Raw genomic sequence first — 17,716 nt, forward strand, 5'->3', positions numbered from 1 at the left:
TGTCATGGCTTTCATGTAAAATCAGCAGCAATTTTTAAATAACACATTTGTGAGTGGTTTCATGGGTTTTAATTGCGGTATTGTTGGTCTGCCAAACGTAGGTAAATCTACATTGTTCAATGCATTAACAAAGGCAGCGATTGCAGCTGAAAACTTTCCGTTCTGTACCATTGAGCCGAATACAGGTATTGTCCCTGTTCCAGATCCACGCCTAGACAAACTTACAGCGATTGTTAAACCGCAACGTGTTATTCCGACTACGATGGAATTTGTTGATATCGCAGGTTTGGTTGCTGGTGCATCAAAAGGTGAAGGCTTGGGTAACCAATTCCTTGCCAATATCCGTGAAACTGATGCAATTGCACACGTAGTACGTTGTTTCGAAGATGAAAACGTGATTCATGTAAATGGTAAAATTGATCCATTAGATGATATTGCAACCATCAATACTGAACTTGCACTTGCTGATCTTGATACCGTTGCAAAAGCATTATTACGCTTAACTAAAGCGGCAAAAGGTGGCGATAAAGACGCGATTGCAACCAAAGCAGCTTTAGAAAAAATTCAACCATTATTAGATGAAGGCAAACCAGCACGTGCCGCTGACCTTTCTGATGACGAACGTAAAGCGGTACGCGGTTTCGGTTTAATGACACTTAAACCGACTATGTATATTGCTAACGTTGCAGAAGATGGTTTTGAAAATAATCCACATCTTGACGCAGTAAAAAAACTTGCTGCTGAAGAAAATGCGATTGTTGTACCACTTTGTAACCAAATCGAAGCTGAAATTTCATTATTAGAAGATGAAGACCGCGCTGAATTCTTGGAAGCGATGGGTATGGAAGAACCTGGCTTAAACGTGGTAATTCGTGCAGGTTATAGCTTACTTGGCTTACAGACTTACTTCACTGCGGGCGTACAAGAAGTTCGTGCTTGGACGGTTAAAGTCGGTGCGACTGCGCCACAAGCAGCTGGTGTGATTCATACCGATTTCGAAAAAGGCTTTATCCGTGCTGAATGTGTTGCTTATGATGACTTCATTCAATACAACGGAGAAAGCGGTGCCAAAGAAGCAGGTAAATGGCGTCTAGAAGGTAAAACTTACGTCGTTCAAGACGGTGACGTATTACACTTCCGCTTTAACGTATAATTATTCACATTAAGGCGCTATGGAAAGAACCTTAGAACGATTATTCGCTCATAATCCAGCAATACGACGGTTATTAATTATACTTATTACCACCGTGCTTGGGATAATTGACTTGGTAACAGGTTATGAATATTCGTTCTCTGTGTTTTACCTACTGCCTGTATCAATTGCAGCATGGTACGACCATGCTAAAGTTACCGTAGTAACAATTTTACTATCAGCAATTACATGGTTATTTGCTGATATTAATGCGGGTCATCTGTATTCAAACCCTATCATTCCTTTTTGGAATACAATCGTTCGTCTAGGCTTGTTCTCAATCGTTGCTTTCTTGCTCATAAATGTTAGAAGAAACTGGCAAGAAATGAAAAATTTAGCAATGAAAGATCAGCTCACCTCTCTCGATAATAGCCGTGCTCTCGATATTGAATATCGTATTTTGCGTAAATTAAATTTTCGTAAACAGTCGTTATTCGCCGTTGGAATTATTGATCTCGATGGTTTTAAAGCAGTGAATGATACTCATGGACATCATCGTGGTGACGAAGTTTTATTGCAATTTTCACAAGTTCTAAAAAAATCATGTCGTTCTTCAGACATTGTTGCCCGTTTAGGTGGTGATGAGTTTGCAATTATTTTATTAGATATTGATGAAACTCAAGCATATCTTTGTGATCATCACTTGCGAACATTATTTGCAGAAAGTGGCTTAAATCAAAAATATGGCGTCGATTTTAGTATGGGTTTAGCCATTTTATCCGAATTACCAGAAAACCTTGAAGATGCGACCAAGACTGCAGATCAGCTCATGTATCAATCAAAATCTTTAGGTAAATCACAAACCACGATTCAATCATTTATTTGACCCATTGCGTTGGTGTACAAGCTGTGATCTTTTTAAATATTCGAATAAAGAAACTCACATTTTCATAGCCCACTTCATAAGCAATTTGCTGAATATTCATATCTGTGGTTAATAATAACTTCTTGGCTTTATCAACTCTCACCTGTTGCAAATATTGAATGGGAGAAATCTGCGTCGCCAATTGAAAACGCCGTTTTAAATTCCGCTCACTAAAATTAAATTGCTGGGCCAGATCGGCAATCTTGTTTTCCGCAGCACATGGCAGCTTAGCGCAACCTGAACGATTAGCTAAATATGCGGATGCAGAATTACATTTGATTGAAGCGTGTGGACATTTTCCCCATCGAGAAAAACCTCAACTCATTTTTCAAATCATCAAGGAATTTGTTGAAATCTACGCGTAAAATGACATTAAAAATCGCTCATCCCATCTTACTGATTTTTTAATAATTTCTGTAATTTTTCGGTCACATGCTCTCTTGCCTTCTTCTGTTTAAAAATCGTCGGGATATGCAACAAAAAGAAGGAATAGCGATATTTTTTATGATCACGTAAATCTTCTTTTAAATAATCATAGAGATCTATCGCCGCTTCACGATGAAATGCCCATAGCGCTTGTTGTCTATACATCACCACATAATAGGCATCATTCGGCCAATTCAGTTCATGTTTTTGACGACAACCACAAGATTCACACACTACTCCTCCTTTATTCATTGAAGAGTAAGGAACAGACCATTTTTTTACATCATAAGTCTCAGGTAAATCGCGAATCTGCTGCAAATCAACTGATAAATTGGGATAGTAAAAAGCAGCATTCCAATAACCACCACAACTATCCTGAAAACGCTGATATTCAAAATCTGGATGTTGCTGAAAATAATCGATGTCTTTTTTGAGCTGAATCTTAGCAAATCGAGCAAATTCAAAGTTCGCTTTGCTCTGACATGATGGGCATTTAATGTTTAACTTGTGCGGTAATGACCAATATTCGTAAATTCCTGTCATTTGCTTTTAAATATAAATCTTAGGTTAAAGACCATTCAGCATAACAAGCTGATCGCATATTTTAAATGATCTATTTATTGCAATAAAAAAACCGAAATCTAAATGATCTCGGCTCTTTTAAAATTATCTGGGCTTAAGATGCAGTTTGGACTTTCATATCCATCGCGGCACGTTTGCTTTCAGCTTCTTTCAAAATACGTTGATGTAATGGTTTACGGAAACCCAGTAAAAATACGAACTCAGCTAGAACGAACAATGGACCAATTGCCAAACCAATCAGATCATCAACAAATGCTGGTTTTTTCTTTTCAAAATAATGTCCTACAAACTGAAAAACCCAGCCTACAACAAAAATACCAACACTTGCACCTAACCAACTCCACATGGATAAAGCCGCAACTTTTAAAGCTAGAGGATAAGCCAACACCAATAAAATCAGCATCAATGCACCAAACAACTTATCAAGTGTAAGATAATAAATACTACTTAAAACAATCAGTATCATAGCTAAGGTTATAGAGAAACCAGAAATTTCAATACCTGCTCGTGCGGTTAAACATAAGATAGAGAAAACGATTAAAGGAATGCCTACAAAATGAGTCATAATATTATTTCGATCTAAATGGTAAGCAGCATACTGACTGAGTTGTCGTTCCAAATTTGTCATTGCTCATTCCTCATATATTTAGTTTATGCTGTTAATCTATAAGAAATGAGTATGTGAAATTGTCATATAGCTGACAAATGGATTTATTTTTAACAAAGGAAATGTTGTGTTAGATGCAATTTATATTAAACATTTACATCAAAATGCTTGGTTCAGTCACCTAGATTTACCATTTCAAAACTTCATCATCGAGCATGGGAAAAAATATAGCATAGAAAAAAATGCCGCCGTATTTCATGCTCAAGACCTTTTCGATGGTGTTTATGGTGTGCTTGAAGGATCGATTAGTTTGGGATACATCGATGTGAATGGGAATGAAGCGATTGCTGCAATTGCTGAACCCATCATGTGGTTTGGCGAAATTTCTCTTATTGACCAGCAACCACGCTCTCATGATGCTATTGCACTCAAGAAAAGTGTCGTTTTACAAATTCCAGCACAACCACTTAAAGCATTTCTACTGCAAAATCCCTATTACTGGTATTACTTTGCTTTGCTTACCAGTCAAAAACTCCGTTATGTCTTTTTAGAACAAATTGCAATTCAGACTCAAAGTATCAGCCAGCGTCTTGCACAACGTTTATTATTTATACTTGAAGGTTATGGAAATCGCTCTTGTATTCAAGATTTCAATATTCAAATTTCACAAGATCAACTTGCTAATATGCTAACAATCTCAAGACAAACTGTTAATCAAGAATTAAATCTATTTGAAAAACAAGGAATCATACAACTTGGTTTTAAAAAAATTGAAGTGATTGATATTGAAAAGTTAAAGAAAGTCGCTGCTGTCGGTTATCTAAAGCAATAAAGTGTTACGGCGATAGTATGATCTTATTTAGAAAATTAGATCATCTATTATGCAATATCCACTTAATCTTAAAAATAAATTAAAAGATAAACTCTCGCTATAAAACACTACGCTTCAATTTAAATTATTCACAAAATCATTCTGCTTTGTTGTTAAAAACTCGTCTAAATTAATCATAAGCACTATCGCTTACCTGATTCAGATGACAATTATGAAAAAAGTCGCAACAATTCTAACAGCAGGCTTATTCACCGTATTAAGCGCAAGTGCATTTGCCTGCCCGAAAGGAACTCAATTACAGGGTGGCACAGGACCAAATCATAAAGGTGGCAAGTGCGTAGCAGCAAATCTCGTAAAAACCAAAAAAGAAACCACGAAAGCAAAAGATACAATGAAACATGACACTATGAAAATGTCATCGGATATTAAAAAAGCAGCAACGACATCAACCACACAAATCAAGCAGGAAGCCGCAAAAACAGGAAAAACCTCATAACCCCAAACTCATGATAGCTTTAACCAGCTGAAGCGAGATTTATCATCTCGCTTTTTATTGAAATGGCATCATTTTTAAGCTAAAAACTAGAATAAATTGCAAATTAGATGACTTCAATGTGACGCTTTGACCAATTTCATTTTTTTCACAATTTTGTTTGCTTGACGAAATTGTTCATTGGTAGGCAAACGATCATCAACCAAGAAAAACCATAATTTCTGGTCTGAAATAGGTCTATAAATCCCTTGTATAACCTTCGCTGGCTGTCCATCAATCATGATGCCTAAACCAATTAATTGATTAAATAGACCTTGATCTTGACTTTCTATATTCCTGTTGACTAACTGATTATACTTTTTCTGAGCAGAAGCTGAAATTTCGATTTCAACAACTGCCCTACCTTCAACAAGAATAACCTTGGCATTCACTAGCTCATTGGCAGTAAAGAAGGGCGACAGGCTAACAAATCTAAATGAACTATCATTTAAAAAATGTACAGGCTTCGTATTCGGCATTTTCACCTGATACGTAAGATGAAAATCTACTTGGGCATAACTGGTGTTTATTCCCAACAGACCAAATAGAATCAAGAAAACCGATAAGATACGAAGATACATTTTTCACTCTTATTTAGGTGAGGTATTGCCTAAAGCTGGATTATCAATTGCATCTTTACACTGTGCTTTGTCTCGTTCGTAGTCAGCTTGCTTTTGCGTTGACGAACTCACATTATCTTTGACATCTCTTGCCCAAGTATCCAGACTAGTCAATGCTTTACGGCATAGCGCATATTTTCCTTCAGTCACAGAATCCGTCATTTTGACATTAATTCGCCAATCGGTACTGAGTTGTCGTAATGGTTTTCTGACTTTATCTTCTATCTCAGTAGATTGTTTATTGTAGACAATTGGATCAATTTCATTAATGAGCTTCCAAGCAGCTTGTGCGTAACTTGTTGCATCATTATTAAGTTTAGGTGCTGCTTTAATTTCCACTTTTTTTTCTGGCTGATTGCTTGAATGATCACATGCAGTCAATAAAAGGCTGCTAAACAACATTATTGTCGCTACATGAGTTTTTGTATTAAACATATCAAATCGCCAATGGAACATTTGCGCATTATGCTAGTCAATTCAGCAACAATACTCAATCGTTGTTACTTATTTATCCCAAAGAACAATCTACGTTCTAAAGAATTGATTTAATGCCAATATCATTTAAAGTGGTGAAATAAAAATATCATGTGAATCAAAATTTCTAATCTTAATTTTGGAATAACTTATTTATGTCTCAAATCAAAATTTATGCACTACATCAAACGATTCAACAATTTAGAAGTCAATTGTCAGATGCTATTCACCAAGCACTTGTCACAAGCCTAGATTATCCTGTAGAAAAAAAATTTCAGCGCTTTATTGCTTTAGATCCGGAAGATTTTATATATCCAAATGATCGCAGTGAAAAATATTTGATTATTGAAATTTCAATGTTTGAAGGGCGAACAATTTCGACAAAAAAACAATTCATTCAATCAATTTTTTCTAATATTCAGCAGCAATGCGGTATTTCCCCACAAGATATTGAAATTACAATTTTTGAAACCCCAAAATCAAATTGGGGAATCCGTGGTCAAAATGCAGATGAATTACGACTTAACTATCAAGTCAATGTCTAAACAGATCAACACGATGATAAGTCATATTTTTTGTCTAACAAAACCTTGTTTTTTTGTATCAGGCAAGCTTAATTCATCAAAAAGTTCTGCTATGCTTAACCACAAATTACTCAGGATAGGATTACACGCATGAGCGTCACTCTTGGAACTCCACTTCAATCTTCTGCATTTAAGGTTTTACTGTTAGGTTCTGGGGAGCTAGGTAAAGAGGTTGTGATTTCTTTACAACGCTTAGGTGTCGAAGTTCATGCCGCAGATCGTTATGATCATGCACCAGCCATGCAAGTTGCACATTTTTCTTATACATTGAATATGGCTGATCCAACTAAATTAAAACAATTAATTGAAAAAATTCAACCCAATTTGATTGTTCCTGAAATTGAGGCGATTGCAACTGAAGTGCTTGTAGAAATTGAACAAAGCCAAACAGCAACCGTTATTCCTTCAGCTAAAGCAGTCAATCTCACAATGAACCGCGAAGGAATTCGTCGTTTAGCTGCTGAAGAACTCGGTCTACCAACATCCGCTTATCGCTTTGCCAGTACCTTAGAAAGTTTCCGCGCTGCATGTGATGACATCGGTTATCCAAACTTTGTAAAGCCAGTGATGTCCTCATCAGGTAAAGGTCAGTCTCGCGTTAAAAGCTTTGATGAAGTTGATGCCGCTTGGGAATATGCGATGCAAGGCGGTCGTGTGAATCAAGGTACAGTGATTATCGAATCACAAATTGATTTTGATTTTGAAATCACCTTATTAACAGTTCGTGCAAAAAATCCTAAGACTGGCGAAATCGAAACCCATTTCTGTGATCCGATTGGACACCGTCAAGATGCGGGTGACTATGTCGAAAGCTGGCAACCTCAACCAATGACTGCCGCTGCCTTACAAGAAGCTAAACGTATCGCACACAAAGCAACAACTGCATTAGGTGGCTGTGGTATCTTTGGTGTAGAGCTATTTATCAAAGGTGATAAAGTTTGGTTCAGCGAAGTTTCCCCTCGCCCACATGATACGGGTCTCGTAACTTTAGCTTCTCAATTCCAAAGCGAATTTGAATTGCATGCGCGTGCTATTTTAGGTTTACCTGTTAATACAGCTCGCCATAGTACTGCTGCAAGTGCCGTGATTTATGCAGGTGTAGATGCCAATAACCTCAGCTTTGATGGCTTGAATCTTGCTTTAGCCAATCCGAATACTGACTTACGTTTATTTGGTAAACCTGAAGGTTTTAAACGTCGCCGTATGGGAGTTGCAACAGCACGCGCTGAAACAACAGACCAAGCACGTGAATTAGCGCAACAAGCTGCTGACCAAGTGAGCGTACACACAAACTCTTAACTTAAATTGAGTAGACCCATTTTCATGATCAATACATCTCCTTTGCTGAACTATGTCACCAGTCATCATGATATTAAAGCCATTAATCAATGGCGAACAGATGTAGAAAAGCAATTACAAGAGAGTTATGAAAATGGGCAAGCTATTCGTGAAGTGATTAAGGCTCGTTCCAACTCGATTGATGAGGCCTTAGTCTTTTTATGGAATCATGCTGAATTAAATAAAACTGAATTAGGTTTATTTGCGGTCGGAGGATATGGTCGTCGCGAAATGCTGCCATATTCTGATACTGACATTATGATTTTATCTGAAGATGAAATCAGCGAAGAACAAGAAAAACTGATCTCAACTTTTATTTCATCCTTATGGGATGTTGGTAATTTTAAACCTGGTATTAGCGTTCGTACGATTCAAAACTGTGTTGAACAAGCAGCAAATGATTTAACTGTTGCTTCAACTTTAATCGAGGCACGTTTAATTACAGGCAATGAACAACTGGCTAAATGGCCACGTCGTATTGTCGCCCAGACATGGACAGATAAAACGTTCTATGATGCCAAAATGGCGGAACAGACCAAGCGCTACGCTCAACACAATAATACTGAAAGCAATTTAGAACCAGATATCAAAAATGCACCTGGCGGTATTCGTGATATTAATCAAATTGGTTGGATTGCCAAACGTCACTTCCGTGTCAATCGTATTTATGATTTAGTTCACTTAGGCTTTATTACTGAATTTGAATTAGGCGTACTGGAAGAAGCTGAAAGTTTCTTATGGGAGATTAGAACCCATTTGCATCGTATCGCAAAACGAGATGAGAATCGCTTATTATTTGAATATCAAAGAGATATAGCAGCAAAATTTGGTTATGTTCGCGAAGAAGGTCAACCTGTGAACTTTGCAGTTGAACAATTCATGAAGCGTTATTATCGAACAGCGCAACAAGTTTCAACGCTAAATGAGATGTTACTTGCTTATTTCAATGAATCAGTCATTACTCCTCGTCTGCCTGATTATGAACGCCAAATTATCGACATTAATGACCGCTTTAAAATTGTAGACGGCAAACTCGCTGTTCAGCATCACAAAGTATTTTCTGAAGAGCCGAGTGCAATTTTAGAACTATTCTATCTGTTAGCCAATCGACCAGAAATTACAGGTATTCGTGCTCGTACCTTGCGTCTTCTTGTGCTCGCAGCAAAACGAATTGATCAACGTTTCAGGGACAATCCAGAACATCAAGCATTATTCATGTCAATTATTCGCTCACCGCACTTATATGACACGATGGTGGCGATGAAACGTTATGGCGTACTAGGGAACTATATTCCTTCGTTTGGACAGATTACAGGATTAATGCAGTACGATCTGTTCCATATCTACACGGTAGATGCACACACCTTATTATTACTCAGAAACTTAAGTCGCTTTAAAGAACCTGAATTCGCTAAAGAATTCCCTGTGGTGAGTTCAGTATTCCAACGCATTGCGCGTCACGATATTGTCTATATGGCAGCAATTTTCCATGATATTGCGAAAGGTCGTGGCGGCGATCATAGTGAATTAGGGGCATTAGATGCCATCGAGTTCTGTCGCACGCATGGTTTTACTGAACGTGAATGTAAACTTGTAGCATGGTTGATTAACAATCATCTACTCATGTCACTTACTGCACAGAAAAAAGATATTTCTGATCCAGATGAAGTCAAAGAGTTTGCCGAAAAAGTCGGTGATATGGAACATTTGGACTATCTATACACTTTAACGGTCGCTGATATTAATGCCACGAATCCTAAACTTTGGAATACATGGCGTGCTTCCCTTATGCGCCAGTTGTATACCTATGCGCGAGATGTCATTCGTTCAGGCTTAGGTCGTCCTGTTGACTATCAAATGTTGATTGAAGACACCAAATTTGCTGCCAGTGAATTATTGGTCAATGATTTCTCTCTCGCTGAAGTCGAAAAAGTTTGGCAAGAACTCGGTGATGAATACTTCGTTAAAGAATCAGCTAATGAAATTGCATGGCATACTCAAGCGATTTTACAGCATGGTGATAACCCAGAGCCTTTGGTTTTATTACGCGCACATCGAAATGCTGCGGATGACGCCGTTCAAATCTTTATTTACACCCGTGATCAACCGAACTTATTTGCAACAACGGTTGCTGTCTTAGACCGCATGAATCTTGATGTTCAAGATGCAAGAATTATTACTGCAACTACATCATTTAGTTTAGATACGTATTTAGTTCTTGATCGTTTTGGTACATTACTGACCGACCCAGAGCGTGAACGCAAAGTCAAAGCTGCGCTTGTAGATGCACTCAGCCATTCAGATCAATATCCGGGCATTATGCAACGCCGTATTCCACGCCATTTACGTCATTTCGATGTGCAAAATACCGTGGATATCGTACTCAACCCAACTTTACAGCAACATATGGTTGAAATCTCAACGCTCGATCAACCGGGTCTCTTAGCTCGGATTGGCGCCTTGTTTATGCTACAAGGATTGGATATTCACTCTGCTAGAATTGCAACACTGGGTGAAAGAGCAGAAGATATTTTCTTTGTGACCAAGAAAAACGGTATATTACTCACCCATGAAGAGGTGAAAGCTTTTGCGGAAACGCTTAAAGCAGCTTTAGATGAAGCATCGAATCAAATTTGTAATCCATCTTAAAATCCCCTGAATCCCCCTTGGGTATGATGATTATGTCGTATCTTTGGGGACTTATAACGCTTATTTTGGGTAATTGTTTAAATGAACTCCAGCTTGTCTTTATTGCATCCCTATCCTTTTGAAAAGTTAAATCAACTTTTTAAAGATGTGCAACCTGCCAATTTACCCTTGATTCCATTATCAATTGGTGAACCAAAACATCCTGCACCAGAGTTCGTTAAACAAGCTATTATTGATAATTTTGCACATTTGTCGACTTATCCTAATAGTAAAGGGCAACCCGAACTGCGCCATAGTATTGCACAATGGCTTAGTAATCGTTTCAAACTGAATCATATTAGTGCAGAAGAACATATTTTGCCTGTTTCTGGTACACGTGAAGGTATCTTTTCTTTTGTGCAAGCCTTAATTAAACGCGAAGATGCACCGTATATCGTGATGCCAAATCCGTTCTATCAAATTTATGAAGGTGCTGCATTATTGGCAGGTGCAAAGCCTTACTTTATCAACTGCACCGAGGAAAATGGTTATTTAGGCGACTTTGATGCCGTTCCTGCGGAAGTATGGGAAAACACAGCATTATTATTCGTTTGCACACCGGGTAATCCAACAGGTACTGTACTTTCAAAAGAGCAATTCAAAAAGTTGATTGCACTTTCTGATCAATATGGTTTTGTGATTGCTTCTGATGAATGTTATTCAGAGTTATGGTTTGATGAAGCACCGATTGGGCTTTTAGAAGTTTGTGCTGAAATAGGACGTGATGATTATAAAAATTGTATCGTGTTCCATTCCCTTTCTAAACGTTCAAACCTCCCAGGTATGCGTTCTGGTTTTGTTGCGGGTGATGCAGCATTATTAAAACCTTATTTACAATATCGTACCTATCACGGCGCTGCGATGCCTGTTCAACATCAATTGGCTTCGATTGCGGCATGGAATGATGAAGCACACGTAGAAGAAAATCGTCAACAATACCGTGCTAAATTTGATTTATTCCAAACAGAATTAGGACATTTACTACCGTTACAAAAACCTGATGCAGGTTTTTATTATTGGTTAAAAGTTGATAATGATGAAACTTTTGCGAAAATGTTGATGGAAAAAGCCCATATTAAGGTGTTACCAGGTCGCTATTTATCTCGTGATACCGAACAAGGTAATCCGGGCGAAGGACATGTTCGGATGGCACTAGTCGCAGATTTAGCGCAGTGTGAAGAAGTGGTAAAACGACTAAAAGCGATTCTTTAATCAATAAAATATCTGAAGAATCTATGCCAAAGTATAGATTCTTCAGTAGCTCATGAAAGCTGTCCAATCATCAATATGGTGGCAATCAAAATCATTAAGCTCCCCGAAATACGACTGACTATTTTTACAGCTTGAGGTCGTGTACTTAATAATTTCTTCGCTGCGATTCCAACCAAAATATAAACTACAGCACAACTTAGCAAATGAATCATTCCTAACACAATAATTTGTGCTGTTGGGGAAAGTGCGACTTTAGGATGGATAAATGGAGGTAATAAAGCGAAGAATAACAACAGCACTTTAGGGTTTAATCCACTAATCCCCACGCCCTTAATTAGCCATGATTGAGCAGATTCAAGTGACTGATTTTGTTTAGTCTCATTTGAAATCACCGCGGGGCGAATCAATAGACTTATGCCCATCCAAAATAAGTAACAAGCACCTACAATCGTCATGGTACTTAAAAGAATTGGATAATGATTAAGCAAAGTGCCAACTCCAGCCGCAACACATAAAATAGCCATTAAATGCCCCAACACCAAGCCCATCACCGCTGTCATAACAAACTGTCCTTTTATGCCAGCTAGAATCGCATAAGCCCAATCTGCACCCGGTGTTAAAACAAATAAAATTGAAACACACCAAAAAGCAAAAATTACACTTAGATCCATATCAGACACCTACTCGCCATCATTATTATTTTTCACCATTTGGTGAAAATAGAATTGAGAGAATAGGCTTTAATGCTTAAAATGTTATTCCAAATGTTTGCTTGTTTTCAAAACTAAAAGGTAGATTATTCCAAATGGATCGCATTGATAAGAAAATTATTGCTGAACTACAAGCAAATGGGCGATTATCTATCACCGAATTGGCTGAAAGAATAGGCTTAAGTCTGTCCCCTTGCCATCGCCGAGTGAAGGCATTAGAAGAATCTGGGGTCATTAAAGGCTATCATGCCGACCTTGAAGCCTCTCAAATTGGCTTTAATTTTGCTGCAATTATTTTTGTGACTTTAAAAGATGGTGATAAGCGGGCTTTGTCTAGCTTTGAAGAAAAGGTCAGTGAAATTGCAAATGTGATTCAAGCACAGCGACTGTTTGGCAATCCTGATTATTTGTTGCATGTAGTGACCAAAGATCTAGCAAGTTTTCAAAAACTTTATGACGACAGTCTGTCTGCTTTACCGAATGTACAGCGCCTTACTTCCACGATTGTAATGAAAAGCGTGGTGACTAATCGCTTACTTCCTTTATAGCAATCTGAAATTATAGCGAGTGATCACTTTATAAGCCGTATCTTATTATATTGTGTTGAAACTCGCCCTTTATTAATTTTTTCATCTGTCAGTTTACTATTGACCATCTGTTGAAATCTTCGTCTATACTTAGGCCATCAATATTTGGCGATTATGGAAAGATGGCTTCTCAAACTCCCCAGAAAACTAAGAAAAAAATTTGGTTTACTTTAGCAATCATTGTTGTTTTTTTAATTATTGCAGTCATGTTTTGGCAAACAAATAAAGCCAAAAGCTCAGCAAATATGGAAAAGCGCAAAGGGGCAAATTCAGCAGAACAAAAAGCAGCACTGACGGTGACGGTTGTTCAACCTGAACAGCAAAATTGGAAACAAAGCTTTACCGCAAATGGAAATATTGCAGCGTGGCAAGAAGTTGTCATTGGGAGCGAGCTATCAGGTCAACGGCTTACTCGCGTCAATGTGAATGTTGGTGATGAGGTAAAACGCGGTCAAGTTTTAGCTGAAATTAACAGTGAAACAATACGTGCTGACCTTGCAGCAGCTCAGGCAAGTTATGCCGAAGCACAAGCTGTTTTAGCTGATGCGATTACCAATAACAAACGTATTCAACAGCTTAAAAATACGGGTGCAATTTCTGCTCAAGAATCCACGCAATATCAAACCTCTCAAGCAACTGCACAAGCTCGTCTTGACGCAGCCAAAGCTCAAATTGAAAGTAATCAATTACGCTTAGCTCAAACTCAAGTGGTTTCACCTGATAATGGTGTTATTTCAGCACGAACTGCCACGGTTGGATCTTTAGCACAAACAGGACAAGAATTATTCCGTTTGATTCGTGATCATCGACTCGAATGGCGTGCCGAAGTCACTTCTTCTGATTTATATAAACTTAAACAAGGGATGACTGCACGCATCATTTCACCTGATCCTGCTCAAGCGACAGTTACAGGCAAGGTTCGAATGATAGCACCTGTGATTGACCCACAAACTCGTTACGGTCTAGTTTATGTCGATATTCCAACGACTCAAGCTGTTCGTATGGGAATGTTTGTGAAAGGTGAATTTGATTTAGGTGAAAAACCAGCATTAACCATTCCACAAACGGCATTATTACTGCGGGATGGTTTTTCTTATGTTTTTATTGTTGATCAAAATAATCGTGTAACACAGCAAAAAGTCACTGTAGGTCGCCGTCTAGGTGATCGTGTGGAAATCATGGATTTACCAACACAAGTAAAATTGGTTTCTTCTGGAACAGGTTTCTTAACTGATGGAGATTTAGTTACTGTTGCCAAAGACATACCTGATACCCCACTGACCAAACAACTTGTGAATACACAGGAGAAATAAAATGAATTTCTCTGCTTGGTCAATCCGCAATCCAATTCCGAGCATTTTATTATTTATCATGCTCGGTTTGGCAGGATTGTTATGTTTTCACTGGATGAAAATACAACAATTCCCAGACATTGAACTTCCGATGGTCACGGTAACTGCGGCTTTACCCGGCGCAGCCCCCCCTCAGCTTGAGACCGAAGTTGCACGTAAGATTGAAAACTCCATTGCGACTTTGCAAGGTTTAAGAAATCAATACACCAATATTCAAGATGGTGTTGTTACGGTTACAGCAGAATTTCAACTCGAAAAACCTCTACAAGAAGCGGTTGATGATGTTCGTAATGCTGTATCACAGGTGAGATCCGATTTACCTGCTGATTTAAGAGATCCGATTGTTAGTAAAATAAATTTATCAGGCTCGCCAATTCTCACCTACACCATTCAATCACCAAAAATGGATGAAGAAGCACTTTCATGGTTTGTTGACTATGATATTGCACGTGCCATGTTACAAGTGAAAGGTGTCGGTGCGGTTGCCCGTGTAGGTGGTGTGACTCGTCAAGTTGAAGTTGAACTCGACCCTGAAAAATTACTGGCATTAAATGCAACTGCTACAGATATTACCCGTCAATTACGCTTGATTCAGCAAGATGCCTCAGGCGGTCAAACCAAAATTGGGGGCAGCGAACAATCAATTCGTACTATTGCAACCGTCAAAACGGCTGCAGAGATTGGTGCAATGGATCTTGCGCTCAGTGATGGTCGTCATATTCGCCTTGATCAAGTTGCATCTATTCGTGATGGAATTGCAGAACGACGCTCTGCTGCGCTATTGAATGGTAAACCTGTCATTGGTTTTGAAATTACTCGTAGCAAAGGTGCCAGTGAAGTCGATGTTGAAAAAGGTGTAGCTCAAGCATTAGAGAAACTGAAAGCCTCACATCCTGATATTAAAATTACAGAAGCTTTTAACTTTGTTAAACCAGTTGCAGATAACTATAAAGGTTCGATGTCGCTTCTTTATGAAGGGGCAATTTTAGCAATCTTGGTAGTTTGGCTATTTTTACGTGATTGGCGTGCAACAATTATCGCTGCAACTGCCCTACCACTGTCTATATTACCCGCTCTGATTGGGATGTATTACTTTGGATTTACCCTAAATACAGTGACTTTACTCGCTATGTCATTAGTGGTTGGTATCCTAGTTGATGATGCAATTGTAGAAATTGAAAATATTATTCGGCATTTGCGAATGGGAAAAACCCCGTATGAAGCAGCAATGGAAGCAGCGGATGAAATTGGTCTAGCGGTCATTGCAACCACGTTCACATTAATTGCAGTGTTTTTACCAACAGCGTTTATGAGTGGAATTGCGGGTAAGTTCTTTGTTCAATTCGGTTGGACGGCCGCATTGGCAATTTTTGCTTCTCTATTAGTTGCACGCCTGCTTACACCAATGATGTCTGCTTACATTTTAAAACCATGGATTGGTCAAGTTGAAAAGCAAGATGAAACTTTAAATAACCAAGCAAAACTTGATCATGGTACAACAAAATTAGCTAAAGATCGCGCTAATGATGGACGTGTCATGCGTGGCTATATGCGTTTAGTCACATGGTGTTTAAATCATCGTTGGGTTACTTTATTTGGGGCAATTGCCTTTTTTGTTGGCTCAGTGATGCTAATTCCTTTACTACCTACGGGTTTCGTTCCACCACCTGATACAGGACAGACTCAAGTTCGTTTAGAGCTTGCACCCGGTTCGCAATTTGTTGATACCTTAAAGACAGCAGAATACGCACGTAATCTGATTAAAGATCATCCTGAAATCAAGAGTATATACACAACGATTGGTGGTGGTGCAGCAGGAACAGATCCTTTTTCAGGTGGCGCTTCAAGTGAACCAAGAAAAGCAACATTAACCATTCAGATTACTGGACGTTCTGATCGTAGTGCAAGTCTACAAGAGATTGAAAATCAGATTCGTCAACGATTAGCTACACTGCCGGGTGCTCGAATACAAGTGGGTTTAGCTGGAAATAATAGTCAGTACCAACTTGCTCTTTCAGGTGATGATCCTGAAGCTTTAATGTCTACAGCACGTAAACTTGAACGAGAATTACGCACTATTCCAAATATTGGGAGTATTACCTCAAGCGCGGCTTTAATTCGCCCGGAACTGGTAATTCGTCCTGATTTTGCTAAAGCCGCAGATTTGGGTGTGACCACCTATGATATTGCTGAAACTTTACGTATCGCCACGGCTGGTGACTTTGATCAAAACTTGGCTAAATTAAACTTATCACAACGTCAAGTTCCCGTTGTGATTAAACTGCCTTTGGCTGCTCGTCAAGATCAGGAGTTAATGAAACGCTTAATGATTAAAGGCAGTCACGGCCCGGTTATGTTAGGTACGATTGCGGATGTCAATATTGAAAGTGGGCCATCGCAAATTGATCGTTTCAATCGTTTGCGTAATATCAATTTTAATATCGAACTGAATAATCAGCCATTAGGTGATATTGCTGCTAAAGTTGACCAACTCCCAACCATGAAAAATCTACCGCCAACAGTTAAACGTACCAATATTGGTGATGCTGAAGTCATGCAAGAGTTATTCTCAAGCTTTGGTTTAGCAATGTTGACAGGTGTATTGTGTATCTATGTTGTTCTTGTTCTTTTATTTAAAGACTTCCTACAACCAATCACTATTCTGGTCGCTCTACCTCTATCACTTGGTGGCGCATTCGTACTATTACTTTTAGCAAAAAGTAGCTTCTCGATGCCAAGTTTGATTGGTTTGATTATGTTAATGGGAATTGCAAGTAAAAACTCGATTCTATTGGTCGATTACGCAATTATTGCCAGAAAAGAAAAAGATTATTCTCGGTTGAATGCATTATTGGATGCCTGCCATAAGCGAGCACGCCCAATTATCATGACAACTCTAGCAATGGGCGCAGGTATGCTACCGATTGCGTTGGGTATCGGAACAGATCCGAGTTTCCGTGCACCAATGGCAATTTCTGTTATTGGCGGGTTAATTACCAGTACCTTTTTATCGTTATTGGTTATTCCCGTAGTCTATACGTTCATTGATGATATCAATCGTAAACTACACAGCTTTAGAAAAGCAAAGCCCACATCAATTGAACAGTCTTAAGCA

Annotated in this window: 18 protein-coding genes; 12 read left to right on the forward strand and 6 right to left on the reverse strand. The window is 38.6% G+C overall.

Annotation, left to right across the window (positions count from 1 at the left end; translation table 11 throughout):
• Nucleotides 1–61 precede the first annotated feature (61 nt).
• Both ychF and AC0JIQ_RS09755 read left to right on the forward strand, forming a co-directional pair.
• On the forward strand, nt 62–1,153 hold the full coding sequence (gene ychF, locus AC0JIQ_RS09750; protein ID WP_004661588.1) for a redox-regulated ATPase YchF: 1,092 nt from the start codon (nt 62–64) through the stop codon (nt 1,151–1,153).
• Between the two features lie 19 nt (nt 1,154–1,172).
• The gene (locus tag AC0JIQ_RS09755; protein WP_004661587.1) at nt 1,173–2,018 is read left to right on the forward strand and encodes a GGDEF domain-containing protein; all 846 of its coding nucleotides are present in this window, start codon (nt 1,173–1,175) and stop codon (nt 2,016–2,018) included.
• On the opposite strand, the gene AC0JIQ_RS09760 is transcribed toward AC0JIQ_RS09755, so the two are convergent.
• A complete protein-coding gene (locus tag AC0JIQ_RS09760; RefSeq protein ID WP_474203248.1) occupies nt 2,011–2,337 on the reverse strand; it encodes a helix-turn-helix domain-containing protein in 327 nt (108 codons plus the stop codon). The genes AC0JIQ_RS09755 and AC0JIQ_RS09760 overlap by 8 nt on opposite strands.
• Here AC0JIQ_RS09760 and AC0JIQ_RS09765 point away from each other — a divergent pair.
• Complete coding sequence (locus AC0JIQ_RS09765; protein ID WP_474201531.1) at nt 2,261–2,422, forward strand: alpha/beta fold hydrolase; 162 nt, start codon at nt 2,261–2,263, stop codon at nt 2,420–2,422. The two genes, AC0JIQ_RS09760 and AC0JIQ_RS09765, sit on opposite strands and share 77 nt — an antisense overlap.
• A 28-nt stretch (nt 2,423–2,450) precedes the next feature.
• Here AC0JIQ_RS09765 and AC0JIQ_RS09770 read toward each other — a convergent pair whose 3' ends face one another.
• Together AC0JIQ_RS09770 and AC0JIQ_RS09775 are read right to left on the reverse strand one after the other, a co-directional pair.
• Nucleotides 2,451–3,026 carry a hypothetical protein gene (locus AC0JIQ_RS09770; protein ID WP_474201532.1) on the reverse strand — a complete coding sequence of 192 codons (576 nt, stop codon included), beginning with the start codon at nt 3,024–3,026 and terminating at the stop codon, nt 2,451–2,453.
• A gap of 133 nt (nt 3,027–3,159) precedes the next feature.
• Nucleotides 3,160–3,693: an Mpo1 family 2-hydroxy fatty acid dioxygenase gene (locus AC0JIQ_RS09775; protein WP_046738533.1), complete on the reverse strand. Its 534-nt coding sequence runs from the start codon at nt 3,691–3,693 to the stop codon at nt 3,160–3,162.
• Nucleotides 3,694–3,799: 106 nt separating this feature from the next.
• Here AC0JIQ_RS09775 and AC0JIQ_RS09780 point away from each other — a divergent pair, with 106 nt between their 5' ends.
• On the forward strand, nt 3,800–4,504 hold the full coding sequence (locus AC0JIQ_RS09780; protein ID WP_004661578.1) for a Crp/Fnr family transcriptional regulator: 705 nt from the start codon (nt 3,800–3,802) through the stop codon (nt 4,502–4,504).
• A 211-nt stretch (nt 4,505–4,715) separates the two neighbouring features.
• The gene (locus AC0JIQ_RS09785; RefSeq protein ID WP_474201533.1) at nt 4,716–5,000 is read left to right on the forward strand and encodes a hypothetical protein; all 285 of its coding nucleotides are present in this window, start codon (nt 4,716–4,718) and stop codon (nt 4,998–5,000) included.
• A gap of 113 nt (nt 5,001–5,113) precedes the next feature.
• Here AC0JIQ_RS09785 and AC0JIQ_RS09790 read toward each other — a convergent pair whose 3' ends face one another.
• Both AC0JIQ_RS09790 and AC0JIQ_RS09795 read right to left on the reverse strand, forming a co-directional pair.
• On the reverse strand, nt 5,114–5,617 hold the full coding sequence (locus tag AC0JIQ_RS09790; protein ID WP_474201534.1) for a hypothetical protein: 504 nt from the start codon (nt 5,615–5,617) through the stop codon (nt 5,114–5,116).
• Nucleotides 5,618–5,626: 9 nt separating this feature from the next.
• Nucleotides 5,627–6,091, reverse strand: coding sequence for a hypothetical protein (locus AC0JIQ_RS09795; RefSeq protein ID WP_034601254.1), 465 nt, complete (start codon nt 6,089–6,091; stop codon nt 5,627–5,629).
• Nucleotides 6,092–6,285: 194 nt separating this feature from the next.
• Between AC0JIQ_RS09795 and AC0JIQ_RS09800 the strand changes: the two genes are divergently transcribed.
• From AC0JIQ_RS09800 to dapC, 4 genes are all read left to right on the forward strand, one after another.
• Nucleotides 6,286–6,675: a tautomerase family protein gene (locus AC0JIQ_RS09800; RefSeq protein ID WP_474201535.1), complete on the forward strand. Its 390-nt coding sequence runs from the start codon at nt 6,286–6,288 to the stop codon at nt 6,673–6,675.
• 120 nt (nt 6,676–6,795) lie between these two features.
• Nucleotides 6,796–8,013 carry a formate-dependent phosphoribosylglycinamide formyltransferase gene (gene purT / locus AC0JIQ_RS09805; RefSeq protein WP_474203249.1) on the forward strand — a complete coding sequence of 406 codons (1,218 nt, stop codon included), beginning with the start codon at nt 6,796–6,798 and terminating at the stop codon, nt 8,011–8,013.
• A 24-nt stretch (nt 8,014–8,037) separates the two neighbouring features.
• Nucleotides 8,038–10,701: a [protein-PII] uridylyltransferase gene (gene glnD / locus AC0JIQ_RS09810; RefSeq protein WP_005215553.1), complete on the forward strand. Its 2,664-nt coding sequence runs from the start codon at nt 8,038–8,040 to the stop codon at nt 10,699–10,701.
• Nucleotides 10,702–10,782: 81 nt separating this feature from the next.
• Nucleotides 10,783–11,952, forward strand: a complete 1,170-nt coding sequence (gene dapC, locus AC0JIQ_RS09815; protein ID WP_474201536.1) for a succinyldiaminopimelate transaminase — start codon at nt 10,783–10,785, stop codon at nt 11,950–11,952.
• A gap of 50 nt (nt 11,953–12,002) precedes the next feature.
• Here the strand turns inward: dapC and AC0JIQ_RS09820 are convergent, their stop codons facing one another.
• Nucleotides 12,003–12,623: a LysE family translocator gene (locus AC0JIQ_RS09820; RefSeq protein ID WP_474201537.1), complete on the reverse strand. Its 621-nt coding sequence runs from the start codon at nt 12,621–12,623 to the stop codon at nt 12,003–12,005.
• 134 nt (nt 12,624–12,757) lie between these two features.
• On the opposite strand from AC0JIQ_RS09820, the gene AC0JIQ_RS09825 reads away from it, so the two are divergent.
• From AC0JIQ_RS09825 to AC0JIQ_RS09835, 3 genes are all read left to right on the forward strand, one after another.
• On the forward strand, nt 12,758–13,210 hold the full coding sequence (locus AC0JIQ_RS09825) for an Lrp/AsnC family transcriptional regulator (RefSeq protein ID WP_004661566.1): 453 nt from the start codon (nt 12,758–12,760) through the stop codon (nt 13,208–13,210).
• 161 nt (nt 13,211–13,371) lie between these two features.
• Complete coding sequence (locus AC0JIQ_RS09830) at nt 13,372–14,562, forward strand: efflux RND transporter periplasmic adaptor subunit (RefSeq protein WP_474201538.1); 1,191 nt, start codon at nt 13,372–13,374, stop codon at nt 14,560–14,562.
• Between the two features lies 1 nt (nt 14,563).
• Nucleotides 14,564–17,713 carry an efflux RND transporter permease subunit gene (locus tag AC0JIQ_RS09835; protein WP_474201539.1) on the forward strand — a complete coding sequence of 1,050 codons (3,150 nt, stop codon included), beginning with the start codon at nt 14,564–14,566 and terminating at the stop codon, nt 17,711–17,713.
• The last annotated feature ends 3 nt before the right edge of the window (nt 17,714–17,716 follow it).

Source organism: Acinetobacter sp. FB, assembly GCF_056033405.1.

Coding starts and splice junctions, on each gene's coding strand:
- AC0JIQ_RS09800 (WP_474201535.1), top strand. CDS start 6,286: ATGTCTCAAATCAAAATTTATGCACTACATCAAACGATTCAACAATTT.
- AC0JIQ_RS09835 (WP_474201539.1), top strand. CDS start 14,564: ATGAATTTCTCTGCTTGGTCAATCCGCAATCCAATTCCGAGCATTTTA.
- AC0JIQ_RS09775 (WP_046738533.1), bottom strand. CDS start 3,693: ATGACAAATTTGGAACGACAACTCAGTCAGTATGCTGCTTACCATTTA.
- glnD (WP_005215553.1), top strand. CDS start 8,038: ATGATCAATACATCTCCTTTGCTGAACTATGTCACCAGTCATCATGAT.
- AC0JIQ_RS09830 (WP_474201538.1), top strand. CDS start 13,372: ATGGCTTCTCAAACTCCCCAGAAAACTAAGAAAAAAATTTGGTTTACT.
- ychF (WP_004661588.1), top strand. CDS start 62: ATGGGTTTTAATTGCGGTATTGTTGGTCTGCCAAACGTAGGTAAATCT.
- AC0JIQ_RS09770 (WP_474201532.1), bottom strand. CDS start 3,026: ATGACAGGAATTTACGAATATTGGTCATTACCGCACAAGTTAAACATT.
- AC0JIQ_RS09785 (WP_474201533.1), top strand. CDS start 4,716: ATGAAAAAAGTCGCAACAATTCTAACAGCAGGCTTATTCACCGTATTA.
- AC0JIQ_RS09795 (WP_034601254.1), bottom strand. CDS start 6,091: ATGTTTAATACAAAAACTCATGTAGCGACAATAATGTTGTTTAGCAGC.
- AC0JIQ_RS09820 (WP_474201537.1), bottom strand. CDS start 12,623: ATGGATCTAAGTGTAATTTTTGCTTTTTGGTGTGTTTCAATTTTATTT.
- AC0JIQ_RS09755 (WP_004661587.1), top strand. CDS start 1,173: ATGGAAAGAACCTTAGAACGATTATTCGCTCATAATCCAGCAATACGA.
- AC0JIQ_RS09790 (WP_474201534.1), bottom strand. CDS start 5,617: ATGTATCTTCGTATCTTATCGGTTTTCTTGATTCTATTTGGTCTGTTG.
- AC0JIQ_RS09825 (WP_004661566.1), top strand. CDS start 12,758: ATGGATCGCATTGATAAGAAAATTATTGCTGAACTACAAGCAAATGGG.
- dapC (WP_474201536.1), top strand. CDS start 10,783: ATGAACTCCAGCTTGTCTTTATTGCATCCCTATCCTTTTGAAAAGTTA.